We start from the raw sequence: 15,596 nt of genomic DNA, 5'->3' as shown, positions 1-15,596 counted from the left end.
GCGGATTAACGGAAAAGCCGGGCGAACCCGGCTTTGGTTAGGTTAATAACTTAAGGTAACTGATAAATTCACAGTGCGTCCAATCACTGGCCCACCAGAAATCACCGTCGGACTGACGCTGGCGTCGGCCACGCCACCACTGCCGCGAATATCAAATTCGTCGGTCAGGTTGTATACCTGCAAGCCAAACTGCAAATTGTCAGTTGGGCTGTATTTCAGGTTGGCCCCTAAGGTGTAGTTGGAAGGGTATTCATTGCCTGCACCGTCAATAGCGGTGGTCTGGCCGGTCACATTCAGGCCGGTGATCCACTGGTCATTGATATGGTAGTTGGACGACAGGGTGTAAATCAGATCCGGAATACCGTCGGCACGCACCCAGCTGCTGGACCCTGCTGATTTTTTCTCGGCATCTGAGTAGGTGGCATTACCGACCAGCGAGAAATCGCCCAACCTTAAGGTACCCAGGATTTCTGCGCCCTGTGATTTGTACTCAGCGTCAATCACACAACCGCCGGCACCGCCGCACAAGGTGGCTGACAACTCATAGGTGCTTTGTTTGAAGTCGCCTTTTAATAACGTCAGTTCCAGGCTGTAGTAGCCATCCAACACATCGCCACGGCGTTTCACACCCAGTTCGTACTGGTGCACAAAGTCCACTGCCGCTGTCTGTCCGGCCTGGTTTAACGAGCCGTCTGCATTGATTTTACCGGACGCAATCTGACGGTCAGCATTAAAGCGGCCACCTTTGGAGGCACGGGTAAAGAAGCTGGTGTCTTCATTCAGTTTGTACAGACCACCGACTGTCCAGGAGCTGTAGCTGACCGAATAATCCAGGTTCTCCTGACTGCCATTGGCGATGATGGTCGGAATGGCCACCCCAGACACCAGCGTGCTGAATTCGGAGCCACCTGAGAGTGCCCAACCGGACGCGTCCACCGTATCGCGGCGCACACTGGCATCCAGCGTAAAAAGGTCATTGTCTAAATCCAGCGCCAGATAGGGGGCTGTGTCTGTATAGGCCAGATCATAGTCGCGGGCACAGCAACTGCCCCAGTTGTTGTTAAAGCCCGCAATGCCGTTGGCGGTCAGCTGATTGCCTGAGGTGTCAAACAGCTCCAGCATGGCCGGGTTGTTACCGCTCAGTTCCGAGAAGGTGCGGTTGGTGTGCCAGTCTGACGCAATATTCTGGTTCATATAGAAATAACCAGCGCGGGCTGTGACGAGCTGATCGCCCAGTTCGTATTCTTTTGACAAGGCCAGGTCATTCACAAAGCTGCCGACGTCACGCATGCTGGTATGCACATTGGTGTTGTTGTTCAGGTAGTCCTGATCGTACAAGGTTCCGGCCAGTGGGCCATTGGCATAACGAATAGAACCGACTGTGGCGCCATTCAGGCTGGAACCAATGACACTGCTGGTGCTGACCACATTAAGGAAAGGCGAGGTAAAACCACCGCTCATATCGGTCCAGCGCATTTTGTTGTCCAGCACCAGGTTGTTGCTGAACTCGTAATGCAGTTCGTTACCCAGCGCCAGAGCTTCGGTGGTGATGCCACTCATCTCCACCCGCTCCAAATCGCCACTGCGGTTTACAATCATAAATTCCTGATTGTGAATGGAGTAATTGGACTGGCTGCGACCATCAAAACCAGGGTAGGGCCGCAGGTTACTGAAACTATGGCCATCGTAGTCGGCCAGTGCAGGAGCGCCCGTGTAGTTCGGTTCCTGAGTGTCGGCCACTTTCACCAAAAAACGCACATAGTTGGCGTCGCCAAAGTACTTGGTCAGGTTCGCTTTGATTTGCGCACTTTCACTGACATTAAAACCGGCGTCCAGTGGACCTTTGCCTTGTTTGACATAGCCGCCCAGGTGGTAATTGACGTTGTCGCTCAGGGCACCGCCCTGACGGAAATCGAGTTTCTTTTCGTCATACCCAAGGCCAGTGGTCAGGCGCAGCAAGCCGCCTTCGACTTCGCCGTAGTTGCTGATGTAGTTAATGATGGCGCCCGGAGATTGTGACGAGAAAGTGCCGGCGGTGCCGCCGCGGACCCCTTCCACCCGATCAACGCTGGAATCAAAACGGGTCCAGTAGTCATTGTTACCAAAGTTCATATCGCCAAACAGCACAGTCGGCAGGCCGTCTTCCTGAATTTGGACAAAAGGCGAGCCGCCGGTGGCCACTGGCAACCCGCGCACTGCGATATTGGAGTTACCGCCAGGGCCAGCTGTGCCGGACACCTGAATACCCGGGATCATGCGGAATACTTCCGACTCAGAGCTCGGCTGGAAATCTTTAATCATTTCGGCGTCGACTGTGGTGACCGCAATCGCCGATTCAATCTGGGTACGACCGGGCACACTGCCGGTGACCACAATGGTTTCAAAGGCTTTTTCTTCTTTGTCTTTGCTGGCCTCTGCGGCGCTGTTGTCCTGCGCCATCACAGGCACTGTGACCAATAAACCAGACGCCAATAACACCTGGCGTACCGCGACTGAAACTTTCTGTTGCTTGAACATTTAAATGCCCCCTGTCGAGCTTGACTTAATCGTTTAAGTTCTTTTGCGTAAAAAAAGCAACATCCTGTTTTGCCGCTCTGGTTTATGGGCTATGGAGTCGCTTTATTGTCGTGTGAGATGAATTAAATTCAACCGCACTTAATCGTTTTACCTCTGAAAATTCAGTTCGTCAAGGTTGGGCATTAAATAAACAGATAAAGCTGGGGTCAGGTCTTGAATTTTGCGTTTCAATGCAAAATTCAAGACCTGACCCCACAGAGATTTGACCCCAAAGGGAGTGAAGCAGGGTAGGTTACTTCAGCAGTTTGGACAGTGAGTCAAAGCCTTGTTTGATGGTGCGCACGCGGTTATCGCTGTTGTCGTGTTCGATAAAGGCATGTTTGACGCCAGCCAGTTCACCTTTGGCGATAATAGGCGCGAAATCAATCACCCCGGTGCCGACATCGACCATGTCGCCTTTCTGGCTCATGTCTTTGACGTGCCACATCGCAAAACGGCCTGGTGCACGTTCAAACAATTGCAGCGGGCTTAAGCCAGCTTTAATGGTCCAGAACAGGTCCAGCTCCAGTTTCACCAGGTCTGCGTCGGTTTCTTTCAGCAGAATATCGTAAGGCACCTGGCCATTGATTGGCTGAAACTCGAAATCATGGTTGTGGTAGGCCATTTGCAGGCCGGCTTTTTTACAGGCTTCACCGGCTTTGTTTAAAAAGGCGGCATAGGATTTGTACTGGTCGATGGTCTGACGCTGTGGCTCGGTCAGATAAGGCAGCACAATAAAGTGGTGACCCACGATTTTCGCATCCTCAATCACTTGGTCCAGCTGAGCCTGCAGCACCTCCAGTGGCACGTGAGCCGATGGCGCTGTTAAGCCTTCACTGTCGAGGATCTGGCGGATTTCTTTGGCTTTCAGATTAAAGTAGCCGGCAAATTCCACTTCTTTGTAACCAATACCGGCCACCAGCTTCAGGGTGTCGGCCACACTCTGACCCATCAGGTCACGCACAGTGTACAGCTGCAGACCCGCCTGCAGTTTGTGAGCGGGGCTGCCTGCGAAGGCTTGGCTTAATGGTGAAGCCAAAGCGGCGGTGCCTAAACCCAACAGGCTGTATTTCAATAATTTACGTCTGGACGGGTCTTGCAAAGATGGCGGAGACAAAGCGTTGTTCATGCTGCTTTCCTTAGGTTAGGTGCCCCGGGGCAGGGCCCGTACTGGCACGTTCTATCAAATCAAAAGGCAGTATGACTTTGGGGGCTTTGCCCAGCCTGCCTTCAATTAAATCGATCAGTAAACTGACCGAGGTACTGCCAAATTCTTCCGCCGGTTGCGCTATGGTGGTCAGCGGCGGTTCGCTGTACGCGGCAAAGGCAATGTCGTCAAAACCTGCCACTGAAACGTCCTGCGGCACCCGCAGGCCCAGCTGTTTCAGCTGTTGCAGCGCGCCAATCGCCATTTCATCGTTTTCACAGAAAATAGCGGTGGGTGGCTGCGGCAATGCCATCAGTTCAGCGGCGGCTTTTTGTCCTGATGCCAGGCTGAAATTACCCGGGCTTAGCAGGCTTTCATCAAAGTCGACCCCTGCCTCGCTCAGGGCTTCTTTATAACCAGCCACCCGGTCGCGGGTCAGCGGGCTGCGCGGCGGGCCTTTGATCATCGCAATACGGCGATGGCCCAGGCCCAGCAGATGCTCGGTCATGGCATAAGCGGCCGCTTTGTTGTCGAGCAGCACGGTCGGACAGCGGATGCGGTCCAGCACTTCACAGGCGTTGACCATAGGCAGTGGCTGATCGGCGGCCAGTTCCAGACCGGTAAAGGGGTTAAACGCCCGAAGCTGAATAAGGCCATCGGCTTGCGAGGTATGCACCATCCGCGCGTAGCTCTGTTCCATTTCTTCGTTGGCCATGGTGTTGCATAGCAGCAGGGAATAGCCTTTGTCATGCGCACTTTGTTGCATGCCACTGATCACCCGGGCGAAAAACAGGTTGGCGACAGTTGGCACCAGCACCACCAGGTTGCGGCTTTTGCCGGAGCGAAACTTCACCGCCATTAAATTAGGTTTGTAACCGGTTTGTTTGACCGCAGCCAATACCCGGGCGCGGGTTTTGTCTGACACCCGTTCCGGTTGTTGCAGTGCTCTGGAAACTGTCGCGACCGAAACTTCGGCCAGAGCCGCGACTTCATGAATAGTAGCCATTCAACCTGTTGTTTTCATGCTGCTTTATTGGCTGGTCAGTCTACCGCAGACCAGGCTTTCTTGGTAATTTGTAACCGATAGCATTTATAAGCTGATTTTCAGCAAATGAAAAGTCAGCTTGGTGCAAAAAAACTGCATATTTTTAAAGTTAATGCTCTATTTTGGTGCGGGTTGGCGGCTTTTTTCGACGAAATTTGCGACGAGGGGCAGAAATCACCTTGACGGTGCAAAATGTAATCCATTACATTTTTCTCTGATGGCAGAACCCGATCCGGTTCGATGCAACAGAGAGCTGAATAATGACAACAGAACGCAAAACGCCAATCCGTTATGGCATGGTCGGTGGCGGTGCCGGCGCTTTTATCGGTGCAGTGCATCGTCATGCAGCAGGCCTGGATGGCGAATATCAACTGGTCTGCGGCGCTTTTAGCCGCAATCAGGACAACAACCAGGCGACAGCAGCAGAACTGAATATTGCGCCTGAGCGTGTCTATGCAGACTGGCAACAACTGCTGGCGGCTGAGGCTGCTTTACCGGCGGAGCAGCGCATGCAACTGCTGGTGGTGGTCACGCCAAATCAACTGCACGTGCCTATCAGCAGTGCTGCGTTGCAGGCGGGTTTTGCGGTGTTCTGTGAAAAACCAGCCGGCGTCACACTGCAAGAAACCCGTGAACTGGCGACGGTGCTAAAACAAAGCAATCAGCTTTACGGCCTGGCGCACACTTATCTTGGTTACCCTATGGTATGGCAGGCGCGCGAACTGGTGCAGTCCGGTGCTTTGGGTCAACTGCGCAAAATTTATGTCGAATACCCGCAAGGCTGGCTGACCGATGATTTAGAAAGCAGCGAAAACAAACAAGCCAGTTGGCGCACCGATCCGGCTCAGGCTGGTGCCAGTGGTTGTATGGCCGACATTGGTACCCATGCCTTTGGTATGGCGGAATTTATCAGTGGCCAGCGTGTGACAGAACTTTGTGCTGAGCTGAAAAGCCATGTTCCTGGCCGCCGGTTGGACGACGACGGCGCGGCGCTGTTCCGCACTGCAGAAGGCGCGTCCGGCGTGTTGATGGCCAGCCAAATCTGCGCTGGGGAAGAAAACGCGCTGAAAATTCGTCTGTATGGCGAAAAAGGCTCGCTGGAGTGGCACCAGATGGAACCGAACACTGTGATCCTGAAACCTCATGGCGCCCCAGTGCAATTACTGAGGGCAGGCCGCGGTATGCCTGGCTTGGGTCAGGAAGCGAATCGCCGCTGTCGTTTGCCGTCCGGTCACCCGGAGGGGTACCTGGAAGCCATGGCTAATTTATACAGCGATTTTGCCGCGGCTATCCGTGCCGGTGAGCATGGACAACCGAGCGGTGTGCCTGGTATTGCCGCCGGCTTACGTGGCATGGCTTTTATTGAAACTGTGGCGGCCAGCGGCAGCAGCAATCAAAAATGGCTGGCGGTGCCGGATATCCGCGACAGTCTGTAAGCAACGCTTAGGAGAGCAACATGAGTCAAATTCAAGGCCCGGCGATTTTCCTGGCGCAGTTTATGGGCGGTGAAGCGCCGTTTAACAGTTTAAAAACAATGGCGAAATGGGCGGCGGATCTCGGGTACAAAGGTGTGCAAGTGCCCACCAACGACCCGGCGTTTTTCGACCTCGAACAAGCGGCCAATAGTCAGGCGTATTGCGATGCTATGAAAGCGGCCTGTGCTGAGCATGGTATTGCCATTACCGAGCTGTCGACCCACTTACAGGGACAACTGGTGGCGGTGCATCCGGCGTATAACGAGCTGTTTGATAACTTCGCACCAGAAGCCTTGCGTGGCAAGCCGGCTGAGCGCACCGAATGGGCCATTCAGCAACTGAAATACGCCGCCAAAGCCAGCCAGCGGCTGGGCTTAAAAGCGCATGCCACCTTTTCGGGGGCTTTGCTGTGGCATCTGGTCTACCCCTGGCCACAACGGCCGGCTGGCCTGGTGGAGCAGGGCTTTGCTGAGCTTGCCAAACGCTGGTTGCCTATTCTGGATGCCTTTGACGAAGCCGGTGTTGATGTTTGCTACGAAATTCACCCAGGTGAAGATTTGCATGACGGCGCCAGTTTTGAGCAGTTCCTGGCAGCGGTTAACAACCACCCACGCGCCAACATTCTGTTTGACCCCAGCCATTTTGTGCTGCAGCAACTGGATTACCTGGATTTTATCGACCGCTATCACAGCCGGATCAAAATGTTCCATGTCAAAGATGCTGAGTTCAGACCCAATGGTCGCAGCGGTGTCTATGGCGGCTATCAGGACTGGGTGAACCGCCCGGGACGCTTCCGCTCTTTGGGCGATGGGCAGGTCGATTTTGCCAGTATTTTCAGCAAACTGACCCAATACGGTTTTGACGGTTGGGCGGTGCTGGAATGGGAGTGTTGCCTGAAAGATTCTGCCCAGGGCGCTGCTGAAGGTGCGCCTTTTATTGCCGGGCATTTAATTGACCGTGCCAAAAAAGCCTTTGACGATTTTGCCGGCGCCGCGACGGATGCAAAACGCAACCGCCGTATTCTGGGACTGGACGACTAAGTCGTCTGGCGTCATTTAGGTAAAACACAACAACAAATAACCACAATAACGAGAGTCCAACAGCAGCGGGGAACCTATGGACAGCATCAAACTACGCTTAAGCAGCATGATGTTTTTGCAGTTTTTTATCTGGGGTGGCTGGTTTGTCACTTTGGGTACTTTTTTAAGTCAGAACCTTTCAGCCACAGGTGCTCAAATGGGCGCGGCGTTTTCCACCCAGTCTTGGGGCGCTATTATCGCGCCGTTTTTTGTCGGTTTGATTGCTGACCGTTTTTTTAATGCCGAACGTCTGCTTGGCCTGCTGCACTTAGCGGGTGCCGTGCTGATGTTCCTGATGTATCAGTCCGGCGACTTCGGCAGTTTTTATCCGTTAGTACTGGCTTATATGCTGGTGTATATGCCGACTCTGGCGCTGGTGAACTCAGTGTCATTCGGCCAGTTAAAGCAGCCGGATCTGGAGTTTGGCAAAATTCGCGTTTGGGGCACTGTGGGCTGGATTGCCGCCGGTCTGGTGATCAGCTACCTGTTTGGCTGGGATTCACAACAAGGCATTGCTGACGGTCTGCTGAAAAATACCTTCCTGATGTGCGCTATCGCGTCCGCAGTGTTGGGTGTGTACAGCTTTACCTTGCCAGCCACGCCGCCAGCCGGCCGTGGCCAGCAGCTGAAAATCGGTGAGTTGCTGGGCCTGGATGCGTTGGCCCTGCTCAAAGATAAAAACTTCTTTTTGTTTTTCATTGCCTCAGTGCTGATCTGTATTCCGCTGGCGTTTTATTACCAGAATGCTAACCCGTTTCTGACTGGTATTGGTGTGGAAAACGCGACGGGAAAAATGACCTTGGGTCAGGCGTCTGAAGTGCTGTTTATGTTGGCACTGCCCCTGTTCTTAAACCGTTTTGGTATTCGCTGGACCTTACTGCTGGGCATGGCGGCCTGGGTGCTGCGTTATGTGCTGTTTGCCTATGGTGATGCCGGTAGCAGCGTCTGGATGTTGTTACTGGGTATTGCGCTGCACGGTATTTGTTACGACTTCTTCTTTGTCTCCGGCCAAATCTACACCAACAGCAAAGCAGGGGCGGCAATTCGCAGCTCAGCTCAAGGTCTGATCACCCTGGCCACTTACGGTGTCGGTATGCTGATTGGTTTCAGTGTGGCGGGCAAAATTACTGATGCGTATAGCACAGCGGAAGCGACCGACTGGGCCAGCATCTGGTTATTCCCGGCAGGATTCGCCGCGCTGGTGCTGGTGGTGTTTGCGCTGGTGTTTAAAAACGAACCGCTGCGTCAGGAGTAACACATGACTCAGAACCCACACCACCTGCCGCGGCGGGAATTGCTGAAACAACTGGCCGCCGGTGCCGTTGGCGTGTCGGTGTTAGGCGCGACTGGCTTTTTAAGTTCGGCTTCAGCCAGCCCGAAATCCGCGCCACTGAAAGGCAATATCCGACACTCAGTCAGCCGTTGGACCTATGGTGATTTGTCAATTGACGAACTTTGCCAGCTGATTAAGTCATTGGGCTTTAACGCTATTGACCTGGTCGGCCCGGAAGACTGGCCGACCCTGAAAAAACATGGCGTTGATAGTTCGATGTGCAACGGAGCTGAGCTGAATCTGACCGACGGTTTTGGCGGAGCTGAATTTCACGAGGCACTGATCCCCCGTTACCTGAAGCATATCGATTTAGTGGCGGACGCCGGTTACACCAATCTGATTTGCTTTAGTGGTAACCGTCGGGGCATGGATGATGAAACGGCACTGAGCAATGCGGTTAAGGGCTTAAAGCAGATATTGCCCAAAGCACAACAGCGTGGCGTGGTCCTGCAGATGGAGCTGTTTAACAGCAAAGTCGATCATCCGGACTATCTGGCCGACAGCTCTGCCTGGGGCATAGAGCTGTGTAAACGACTGGGTTCACCGAACTTTAAGTTGCTGTATGACATCTACCATATGCAGATTATGGAAGGCGACATTATCAGCACTATCAAACAGCACCATCAGTATTTTGGTCACTACCATACGGCGGGTGTACCGGGCCGTCATGAAATTGATGACAGCCAGGAGCTGAACTACCTGGCCATTGCCAAAGCGATCCGGGATTTACCCTTTAGCGGTTACCTGGCGCAGGAATTTATTCCAACAGCCGACAGCAAAGCCGGTAGGGCGGCTGCGCTGGCGCAGGCCATTCAGATTTGCGACGTCTGAACAGGTCAAGGATCAGAGCGGGGCAGGTGCACTGCCCTGAACAACTTATAACGAGAACAGGGCTCTATACCCAAGTCACTTGAAGATGCGGGCAGGCGACAAGCCAGTGAAACCCCAGCAACATAGCTAACCTATGTGACTGGGGCGACATGGCGCAGTCACCAAAGTCGCAGCTTCAAGGACGACGGGTAGAAACCCGCCCATCACAGGGGATCATAAATGACAACAGCGAACAATCATTACGACGCCATAGTAGTAGGGTCTGGCATCAGCGGTGGTTGGGCAGCTAAAGAGCTGACCGAAAAAGGCCTGAAAGTACTGCTACTGGAACGCGGACGACCTATTGAACATATCAAGGACTACCCAAACGCTTTTAAAGAAGCCTGGGATTATCCGCACCGTGACAAACCGACCAATCAAATGAAAAAAGACTACCCGGTGCTGTCGCGTGACTATCCGTTAAACGAAAGTACCTTTGGCATGTGGGCCAATGAGCAGGAGTCGCCTTACACCGAAGTGAAGCGTTACGACTGGTTCCGTGGTTACCATTTGGGTGGCCGCTCGCTGCTGTGGGGTCGTCAGAGTTATCGTTTTAACGAACTGGATTTTGAAGCCAACCTCAAAGACGGTATAGCCGTTGATTGGCCAATCCGTTACCAGGATTTGGCGCCATGGTACGACTATGCCGAACGTTTTGCTGGCATCTCCGGGGTGCGCGACGGTCTGGATGTATTGCCGGATGGCCAGTATTTACCGCCGGTGCCGCTGAATATTGTCGAAAAAACAGTAGCTGAACGGCTGAAAAAGCAATTTGGCGGCAGCCGTCATATGATCCATGGCCGCTGTGCCAACATTACCCAGCCTAAACCTGAACAAAACCGGGTGGGCTGTCAGTACCGTAACAAGTGCTGGTTAGGTTGTCCTTTTGGCGGTTATTTCAGTACCCAGTCGGCCACCTTACCTGTGGCGATGAAAACCGGCAATTTAACGGTGCGGCCCTTTTCTATTGTGACCCAGGTGCTGTATGACAAAAACAGCAAAAAAGCCCGTGGTGTGGAAGTGCTGGACAGCGAAACCAAGATGACTTACGAGTTCACCAGTAAGATTGTGTTCCTTAATGCCTCGTCCTTTAACTCCACCTGGATTCTGATGAATTCTGCCACCGACATTTGGCAAGGCGGCCTTGGCAGCAGCAGCGGTGAGCTGGGTCATAACGTGATGGACCACCACTTAGGCGTTGGCGCTTTTGGTGAAGTGGAAGGCTTTGACGACAAATACTATTTTGGCCGTCGTCCGTCAGGTTTCTATATTCCGCGCTTCCGTAACTGGGGTGGCGACAAGCGCGACTACCTGCGTGGTTTCGGTTACCAGGGCTCGGCCAGCCGTCAGGGCTGGAGCCGCAATGTGGCAGAGCTCAGCATTGGCGCTGACTTTAAAGATGCGTTGACTCAGCCAGGCCCATGGAGCATTGGTATGGGTGGCTTCGGTGAAATTCTGCCGGACCATAGCAACCGCATTTTCCTCGACAAAAACCGCAAGGACAAATGGGGTTTACCTGTGCTGGCGATGGATGTTGAGCTCAAAGCTAATGAGCTGAAAATGCGTGAAGACATGAAACAAGACGCTATCGATATTCTGGAAGCGGCTGGCGTGAAAAACGTACAGGGTTATGCCGGCGATTATGGCCCGGGTATGGGTATTCACGAAATGGGCACGGCCCGGATGGGGCGTGACCCGAAAACCTCGGTGCTGAACGGCAATAACCAGGTGTGGGATGCGCCGAATGTCTTTGTCACCGATGGCGCCTGTATGACTTCAGCTTCGTGCGTGAACCCGTCGCTGACCTATATGGCACTGACAGCCCGCGCCGCCAATTTTGCGGTTGAGCAGCTGAAAAAAGGGGAGCTGTAAGATGAACAGACGCGACTTATTAAAAATGATCGCAGCAGCCACCGGCATGGCCATGGTGGGTGGTGAGCTCTGGGCGGCTGGTATGAAGTCGCCGGATGCAGGTAAAACCCTGTACACCGCCGATGATGTGGCGATGTTGGATGAAATTGCCGAAACCATTCTGCCGCAAACCAGCACGCCTGGTGCCAAAGCTGCCGGTTGTGGCGCCGTGATGGCCGTGCTGGTGAATGACTGCTACAGCCTGGAACACCAGACCTTATTTTTTGCTGGGTTAAAGCAAATCAAACAGCTGAGTAAACAGCAGTTTAAACAAGACTTTATGGCACTGAAACCCGAGCAAAAGCTGCAGCTGCTGAGCAAGCTGGACCAGGACGCCAAGCAAGGTGGCACCAGCGGGCTGGAGGGCAGCAGTTCGCTGGCCAGCTCCAAATCATCTGAACGTAAAGGCGAGCTGCATTACTTCACCTTATTGAAACAGCTGAGTTTATTTACCTTCTTCAGCTCTCAGGTGGGGGGCACCGAAGCACTGCGTTATGTGGCTGTGCCTGGTAAATACGACGGTGATCTTCCCTATAAAAAAGGCGACAAGGCCTGGGCGACCTAGACAGAACAAAGGAATCATACGAATGAAAAAGTTAATCTGGGTGTTGGCCCTGATGCCTGCCTGTGGTGCGCTGGCGGCGGACAAACAACTGTCTGAACAAGAAATGCATCAACTGGCGGCCAAGACGGAAGTCTGGCAGCCGGTACCGGCTGTGGTCAGCGCCGCGGAAGGTGCTGTGCCGTCCGATGCGATTGCGCTGCTGGGCGCCGACTTAAGCCAGTGGCAATCTGCGAAAGGCGGCAAGGCAGATTGGTCGTTGCAAGACGGCGTATTGCAGGTGAAACCTGGTTCGGGCGACATTGAAACCAAGCAGGGCTTCTGTGATGTTCAGCTTCATGTCGAATGGAAAGTCGACAGCGACCGGATGGACAAAGAAGGGCAGGGGCGCAATAACAGTGGTATTTTCCTGCAAAGCATGTATGAAATTCAGGTGCTGGATTCGTACAACAACCCGACCTATCCCAATGGTCAGGCCGGCTCTGTCTACAAGCAAACCATTCCTCTGGTCAACGCCACCCGGCCGGCCGGCCAGTGGCAGCAGTACGACATTATCTATAAAGCGCCGCGTTTTGATGGCGATAAACGACTGAGCCCGGGTTATGTCACAGTGCTGCATAACGGTGTTCTGGTACAAAACCACACTGAAATTGCTGGCACTACTGAATGGATTGGCCCGCCTCAGGTGAAAGCTCATGGCTGCCTGCCGCTAAAGCTGCAGGACCATGGCGATAAAGTCAGTTTCCGCAATATCTGGCTGCGTAAACTGAATTAATATCGTTGGGGTCAGGTCTTGAATTTTGCATTGAAACGCAAAATCCAAGACCTGACCCCTAAGAATTCCAAGAACAGCTCTCCTGATTGACCTGATAGTAACGCAGCACTCCAGACTTAGTTTCCCCCCCGGCCTCCAGCGGCTGCTTTGTTATATTTGCTTACGATTCAACAGTTTGGGCTTAGAAAATTTTTGCTAAGGTAAATTCGTTGTTAATAAACAAGGAGAACAGGGTTGAACAATAATCGTCAGACGCAGTTGTTGTGGTTGCTTACTTTAGCGATGGGTCTGCTGCCGCTGGGCTGGCAATGGTTACATGGCGGCATTGAAGCCCACCATTTATTGGCTGACCCCAGCTTACCCACAGTGTCCAATGCCTGGGGAGCTCTGATTTTTCCTGTGTTGGGCGTGCTGGCCAGCCGTCGTTTCAGAGTAATCAACCTGTTCAGCTTCTGGCGCAATTTTGCCTTAGCTGGCCTCTACGCTGCTGCGGTTGCAGGTTCATTTTTAGCCGGAGCAGAACAGATCACCCAACCGTTGTTTATAGCGGTGTTTGTCATGGCGCTGGTGTTACCACTGCACAGGGCCGAAATTGTGCTGGGGTATGTACTGGTGATGAGCCTTGCATTTGGAGCTGTATTGCCTTTGCTGATGTCCTTGCCAGCCATGGTCTTGGCTTGTGTGGCGACCTGGCTGCGTGAGGTTTGGACGCGACGTTTTAAAGGAACACAAAGCACCAACGCTATCTGATACATCGGTTCAATGCCTAATTCTTATGGGGCAGGTTGTCCTGACCCCATGCTTTACCTGTGTTGATCAAGCATAATCTGGTTGCCGTCCGGATCTTCAAGTACCAGATGGGCTGGGCCTGAACTGGTTTCATCGGCGCTTTTCTGCAGTTGAATACCTTGGGCCAGCAGCTGTTGTTGGATCTGGCGGATATCGGTAAATTCGGCCAAAGGTTCTGCGTTCTGGTTCCAGCCTGGGTTAAAGGTCAGGATGTTTTTCTCAAACATGCCTTGAAATAACCCCAGGACTGTGTCGCCATTTTTGAGTATTAACCAGTTCTGGCTTTGATCGCCGGCAAAAACAGTGAAGCCAAGTTTCTGATAAAACTGCCTGGATGCTTCAATATCCTTCACCGTTAAGCTGACCGAAAATGCGCCTAATAACATGTGTTTATCTCCTTAAACCTGAGGTCTTCAGCCTTTTAAATAGGCTTCTTTTAGCCAATGTTTCAGTTCATCGTTCAGATCCGCCGCCTGACTGACACGAATACGATGGCTGCACATGGCGTTAAAACTGCCGGACGCTTCCAGCAAGCCTTGTGGTTCTGTGCCTTTTAAATTCAGGCCTATGTCCAGTCGGGTGGCGGTAGAGGGCTGAATTAATGCAAATTGTTTGTTACGCCTGATACTGACATAGGTTTTTTTCGGGCTGATTTCAATATCAGTCCCCAGGCTTTGCAGATACTGCAGCAGCTCTTCATACCAGGGTTTCAAAGCGGCTTTGGCACCTGCGTATTGGGCCGCTACTAAGTCTTCTGCTTCGGCTGGCCCGCCAGCAGCTGCTTCTTTGGCCCTGTGCGCCACCAGATTGGCGTAGCCATGGCCTATACCAAATTCGCTTTTCAGCCAGTTCACCAATTCACTGTGTTTGTCGAATTTTTGTTGATTGGCCAGCGTCAGCCATTCAGCTTGTGATTTACCGCTGCTCTGCTCCAGATTGCGCCATTGGCTTTGTTCGGCGCTTGTGATCGCTGTCATTTGTTATTCCTTACTTATTACAAAGGCCAATGTTCAACGCGGGTTTTGGCGGGTAACACAAAGCCCAGTTTGCTGAACAGGAAATACATCACGCGGGTGCCAAAGGCCGGTTTGCCGGTTTCGACCACGGCTTTTAAGGTGTTCAGGATCATGGTGCTGCCACCGGTCATATCTTTGGCGGTACGGCTGCCAACCGGCAGGTTTTCAACAATCAGTGACACTTCCACTCCGTGCTCCAGCTGCGTCAGCTGATAACAGACCACAGATTCCGGGTCGTCGTATTGAGTAAATCGAAAGCTGTGGACAAAACGGTAGGGTGGCTCATATTCCATTACCTTGCCAATCACCAGCACATTGCGGCCGTCTGCTGTGCGCATCTGCAAGCTGGCACCTGGCACTAAAGCCTGGGCGTGTAACCAGGCATTAAACACAGCAGCCTGGGGTTCATCATTTTTGGTCAGCTCGCGCCAGATGGCTTCGAGGCTGCCGTTGATCACAATTTTGGACACCAGTCTGCTGGTTTCGGTCATGATAATTCCTTCTTCAGTTCGGTGTGGTTCAGTTCTGTATGGTTCAGTTCGGTTTGCTGTGGGGCTGGGTTTTTCTGTTCCACTGCAGCTTTTAGCCGCAGCAACTGACTGGCCCAAAAATCCCGGTATTGTTCGCCCCAACGCAGATGGATCTGCTGCAAAGGCACAGGGTTAAAATAAAGAGGCCGTTCCCGGCCTTGTTTTTGCGCAAGCACCAGATCCGCATCCAGTAACACCTGCAGATGTTTCATCAGGCCAATACGGCTGATGCTGAAATCAGCCTGCAGTTGGCTGAGCGTGCAGCCAGGTCTGGCGGCAATCAGATCCAACAGCAAACGTCTGCTGCTGTTCGCCAGTGCCAGAAACACCTGGTCCAGTTGTTGTTCGTTCATAGATGCTCCATAAGTAACAAAATGGTTACCTATGGCTGCGTTTCTGTCAAATCAGACCAGTGGTGAAGAATGGGCTTATTTGTTGCCGAAGCTGGCCTGATTGCAGCTGGTACTGCGGCATAGGGCAGTTACACTAGTGAAAAAAGGAGTGTCTT

At 52.8% G+C, this 15,596-nt stretch carries 15 protein-coding genes; 8 read left to right on the top strand and 7 right to left on the bottom strand.

Going from position 1 to position 15,596, the window contains the following annotated elements:
• Nucleotides 1-42: 42 nt before the first annotated feature.
• From ACFO3I_RS08035 to ACFO3I_RS08025, 3 genes are all read right to left on the bottom strand, one after another.
• Nucleotides 43-2,517, bottom strand: coding sequence for a TonB-dependent receptor (locus tag ACFO3I_RS08035; protein WP_377333163.1), 2,475 nt, complete (start codon nt 2,515-2,517; stop codon nt 43-45).
• 292 nt (nt 2,518-2,809) lie between these two features.
• Nucleotides 2,810-3,685 (bottom strand): sugar phosphate isomerase/epimerase family protein, encoded by an 876-nt coding sequence (locus tag ACFO3I_RS08030; protein WP_377333161.1) that lies wholly within the window; start codon nt 3,683-3,685, stop codon nt 2,810-2,812.
• Between the two features lie 10 nt (nt 3,686-3,695).
• Nucleotides 3,696-4,709, bottom strand: a complete 1,014-nt coding sequence (locus tag ACFO3I_RS08025) for a LacI family DNA-binding transcriptional regulator (RefSeq protein WP_377333159.1) — start codon at nt 4,707-4,709, stop codon at nt 3,696-3,698.
• 299 nt (nt 4,710-5,008) lie between these two features.
• On the opposite strand from ACFO3I_RS08025, the gene ACFO3I_RS08020 reads away from it, so the two are divergent.
• From ACFO3I_RS08020 to ACFO3I_RS07985, 8 genes are all read left to right on the top strand, one after another.
• Nucleotides 5,009-6,184, top strand: a complete 1,176-nt coding sequence (locus tag ACFO3I_RS08020; RefSeq protein ID WP_377333157.1) for a Gfo/Idh/MocA family protein — start codon at nt 5,009-5,011, stop codon at nt 6,182-6,184.
• A 20-nt stretch (nt 6,185-6,204) separates the two neighbouring features.
• Nucleotides 6,205-7,263: a sugar phosphate isomerase/epimerase family protein gene (locus ACFO3I_RS08015; RefSeq protein WP_377333155.1), complete on the top strand. Its 1,059-nt coding sequence runs from the start codon at nt 6,205-6,207 to the stop codon at nt 7,261-7,263.
• A gap of 76 nt (nt 7,264-7,339) precedes the next feature.
• Nucleotides 7,340-8,557 carry a nucleoside permease gene (locus ACFO3I_RS08010; protein WP_377333153.1) on the top strand — a complete coding sequence of 406 codons (1,218 nt, stop codon included), beginning with the start codon at nt 7,340-7,342 and terminating at the stop codon, nt 8,555-8,557.
• Between the two features lie 3 nt (nt 8,558-8,560).
• Nucleotides 8,561-9,466 carry a hydroxypyruvate isomerase family protein gene (locus ACFO3I_RS08005; protein WP_377333151.1) on the top strand — a complete coding sequence of 302 codons (906 nt, stop codon included), beginning with the start codon at nt 8,561-8,563 and terminating at the stop codon, nt 9,464-9,466.
• 219 nt (nt 9,467-9,685) lie between these two features.
• Nucleotides 9,686-11,377, top strand: a complete 1,692-nt coding sequence (locus tag ACFO3I_RS08000) for a GMC oxidoreductase (protein WP_377333149.1) — start codon at nt 9,686-9,688, stop codon at nt 11,375-11,377.
• Nucleotide 11,378: 1 nt separating this feature from the next.
• Nucleotides 11,379-11,981, top strand: a complete 603-nt coding sequence (locus ACFO3I_RS07995; protein ID WP_377333147.1) for a gluconate 2-dehydrogenase subunit 3 family protein — start codon at nt 11,379-11,381, stop codon at nt 11,979-11,981.
• A 22-nt stretch (nt 11,982-12,003) separates the two neighbouring features.
• Entirely contained in the window at nt 12,004-12,753 is a 750-nt protein-coding gene (locus ACFO3I_RS07990; RefSeq protein ID WP_377333145.1) for a 3-keto-disaccharide hydrolase, read from the top strand.
• A 234-nt stretch (nt 12,754-12,987) separates the two neighbouring features.
• A complete protein-coding gene (locus tag ACFO3I_RS07985) occupies nt 12,988-13,503 on the top strand; it encodes a hypothetical protein (protein WP_377333144.1) in 516 nt (171 codons plus the stop codon).
• 53 nt (nt 13,504-13,556) lie between these two features.
• On the opposite strand, the gene ACFO3I_RS07980 is transcribed toward ACFO3I_RS07985, so the two are convergent.
• Genes ACFO3I_RS07980 through ACFO3I_RS07965 form a run of 4 tightly spaced genes read right to left on the bottom strand, consistent with a single transcriptional unit; the run spans nt 13,557 to nt 15,441 of the window.
• Nucleotides 13,557-13,928 (bottom strand): VOC family protein, encoded by a 372-nt coding sequence (locus tag ACFO3I_RS07980; RefSeq protein ID WP_377333143.1) that lies wholly within the window; start codon nt 13,926-13,928, stop codon nt 13,557-13,559.
• Nucleotides 13,929-13,955: 27 nt separating this feature from the next.
• Nucleotides 13,956-14,519: a DUF5655 domain-containing protein gene (locus tag ACFO3I_RS07975; protein ID WP_377333141.1), complete on the bottom strand. Its 564-nt coding sequence runs from the start codon at nt 14,517-14,519 to the stop codon at nt 13,956-13,958.
• Nucleotides 14,520-14,536: 17 nt separating this feature from the next.
• Entirely contained in the window at nt 14,537-15,049 is a 513-nt protein-coding gene (locus tag ACFO3I_RS07970) for an SRPBCC domain-containing protein (protein ID WP_377333139.1), read from the bottom strand.
• Entirely contained in the window at nt 15,046-15,441 is a 396-nt protein-coding gene (locus tag ACFO3I_RS07965) for an ArsR/SmtB family transcription factor (protein WP_377333137.1), read from the bottom strand. The genes ACFO3I_RS07970 and ACFO3I_RS07965 overlap by 4 nt, the downstream gene beginning before the upstream one ends.
• Between the last annotated feature and the right edge of the window lie 155 nt (nt 15,442-15,596).

Source organism: Rheinheimera marina, assembly GCF_042654345.1.
Taxonomy (GTDB): domain Bacteria; phylum Pseudomonadota; class Gammaproteobacteria; order Enterobacterales; family Alteromonadaceae; genus Pararheinheimera; species Pararheinheimera marina.
The sequence above is the reverse complement of the archived record's forward strand: the minus strand, read 5'-3'. Positions and strand labels throughout refer to the sequence as shown.

Excerpts from the sequence above, each read along its gene's own strand:
- ACFO3I_RS07975 (WP_377333141.1), bottom strand. The coding sequence starts at position 14,519 with ATGACAGCGATCACAAGCGCCGAACAAAGCCAATGGCGCAATCTGGAG.
- ACFO3I_RS08015 (WP_377333155.1), top strand. The coding sequence starts at position 6,205 with ATGAGTCAAATTCAAGGCCCGGCGATTTTCCTGGCGCAGTTTATGGGC.
- ACFO3I_RS08010 (WP_377333153.1), top strand. The coding sequence starts at position 7,340 with ATGGACAGCATCAAACTACGCTTAAGCAGCATGATGTTTTTGCAGTTT.
- ACFO3I_RS08035 (WP_377333163.1), bottom strand. The coding sequence starts at position 2,517 with ATGTTCAAGCAACAGAAAGTTTCAGTCGCGGTACGCCAGGTGTTATTG.
- ACFO3I_RS08000 (WP_377333149.1), top strand. The coding sequence starts at position 9,686 with ATGACAACAGCGAACAATCATTACGACGCCATAGTAGTAGGGTCTGGC.
- ACFO3I_RS08020 (WP_377333157.1), top strand. The coding sequence starts at position 5,009 with ATGACAACAGAACGCAAAACGCCAATCCGTTATGGCATGGTCGGTGGC.
- ACFO3I_RS07995 (WP_377333147.1), top strand. The coding sequence starts at position 11,379 with ATGAACAGACGCGACTTATTAAAAATGATCGCAGCAGCCACCGGCATG.
- ACFO3I_RS07965 (WP_377333137.1), bottom strand. The coding sequence starts at position 15,441 with ATGAACGAACAACAACTGGACCAGGTGTTTCTGGCACTGGCGAACAGC.
- ACFO3I_RS07990 (WP_377333145.1), top strand. The coding sequence starts at position 12,004 with ATGAAAAAGTTAATCTGGGTGTTGGCCCTGATGCCTGCCTGTGGTGCG.
- ACFO3I_RS07980 (WP_377333143.1), bottom strand. The coding sequence starts at position 13,928 with ATGTTATTAGGCGCATTTTCGGTCAGCTTAACGGTGAAGGATATTGAA.
- ACFO3I_RS08025 (WP_377333159.1), bottom strand. The coding sequence starts at position 4,709 with ATGGCTACTATTCATGAAGTCGCGGCTCTGGCCGAAGTTTCGGTCGCG.
- ACFO3I_RS07970 (WP_377333139.1), bottom strand. The coding sequence starts at position 15,049 with ATGACCGAAACCAGCAGACTGGTGTCCAAAATTGTGATCAACGGCAGC.
- ACFO3I_RS08005 (WP_377333151.1), top strand. The coding sequence starts at position 8,561 with ATGACTCAGAACCCACACCACCTGCCGCGGCGGGAATTGCTGAAACAA.
- ACFO3I_RS08030 (WP_377333161.1), bottom strand. The coding sequence starts at position 3,685 with ATGAACAACGCTTTGTCTCCGCCATCTTTGCAAGACCCGTCCAGACGT.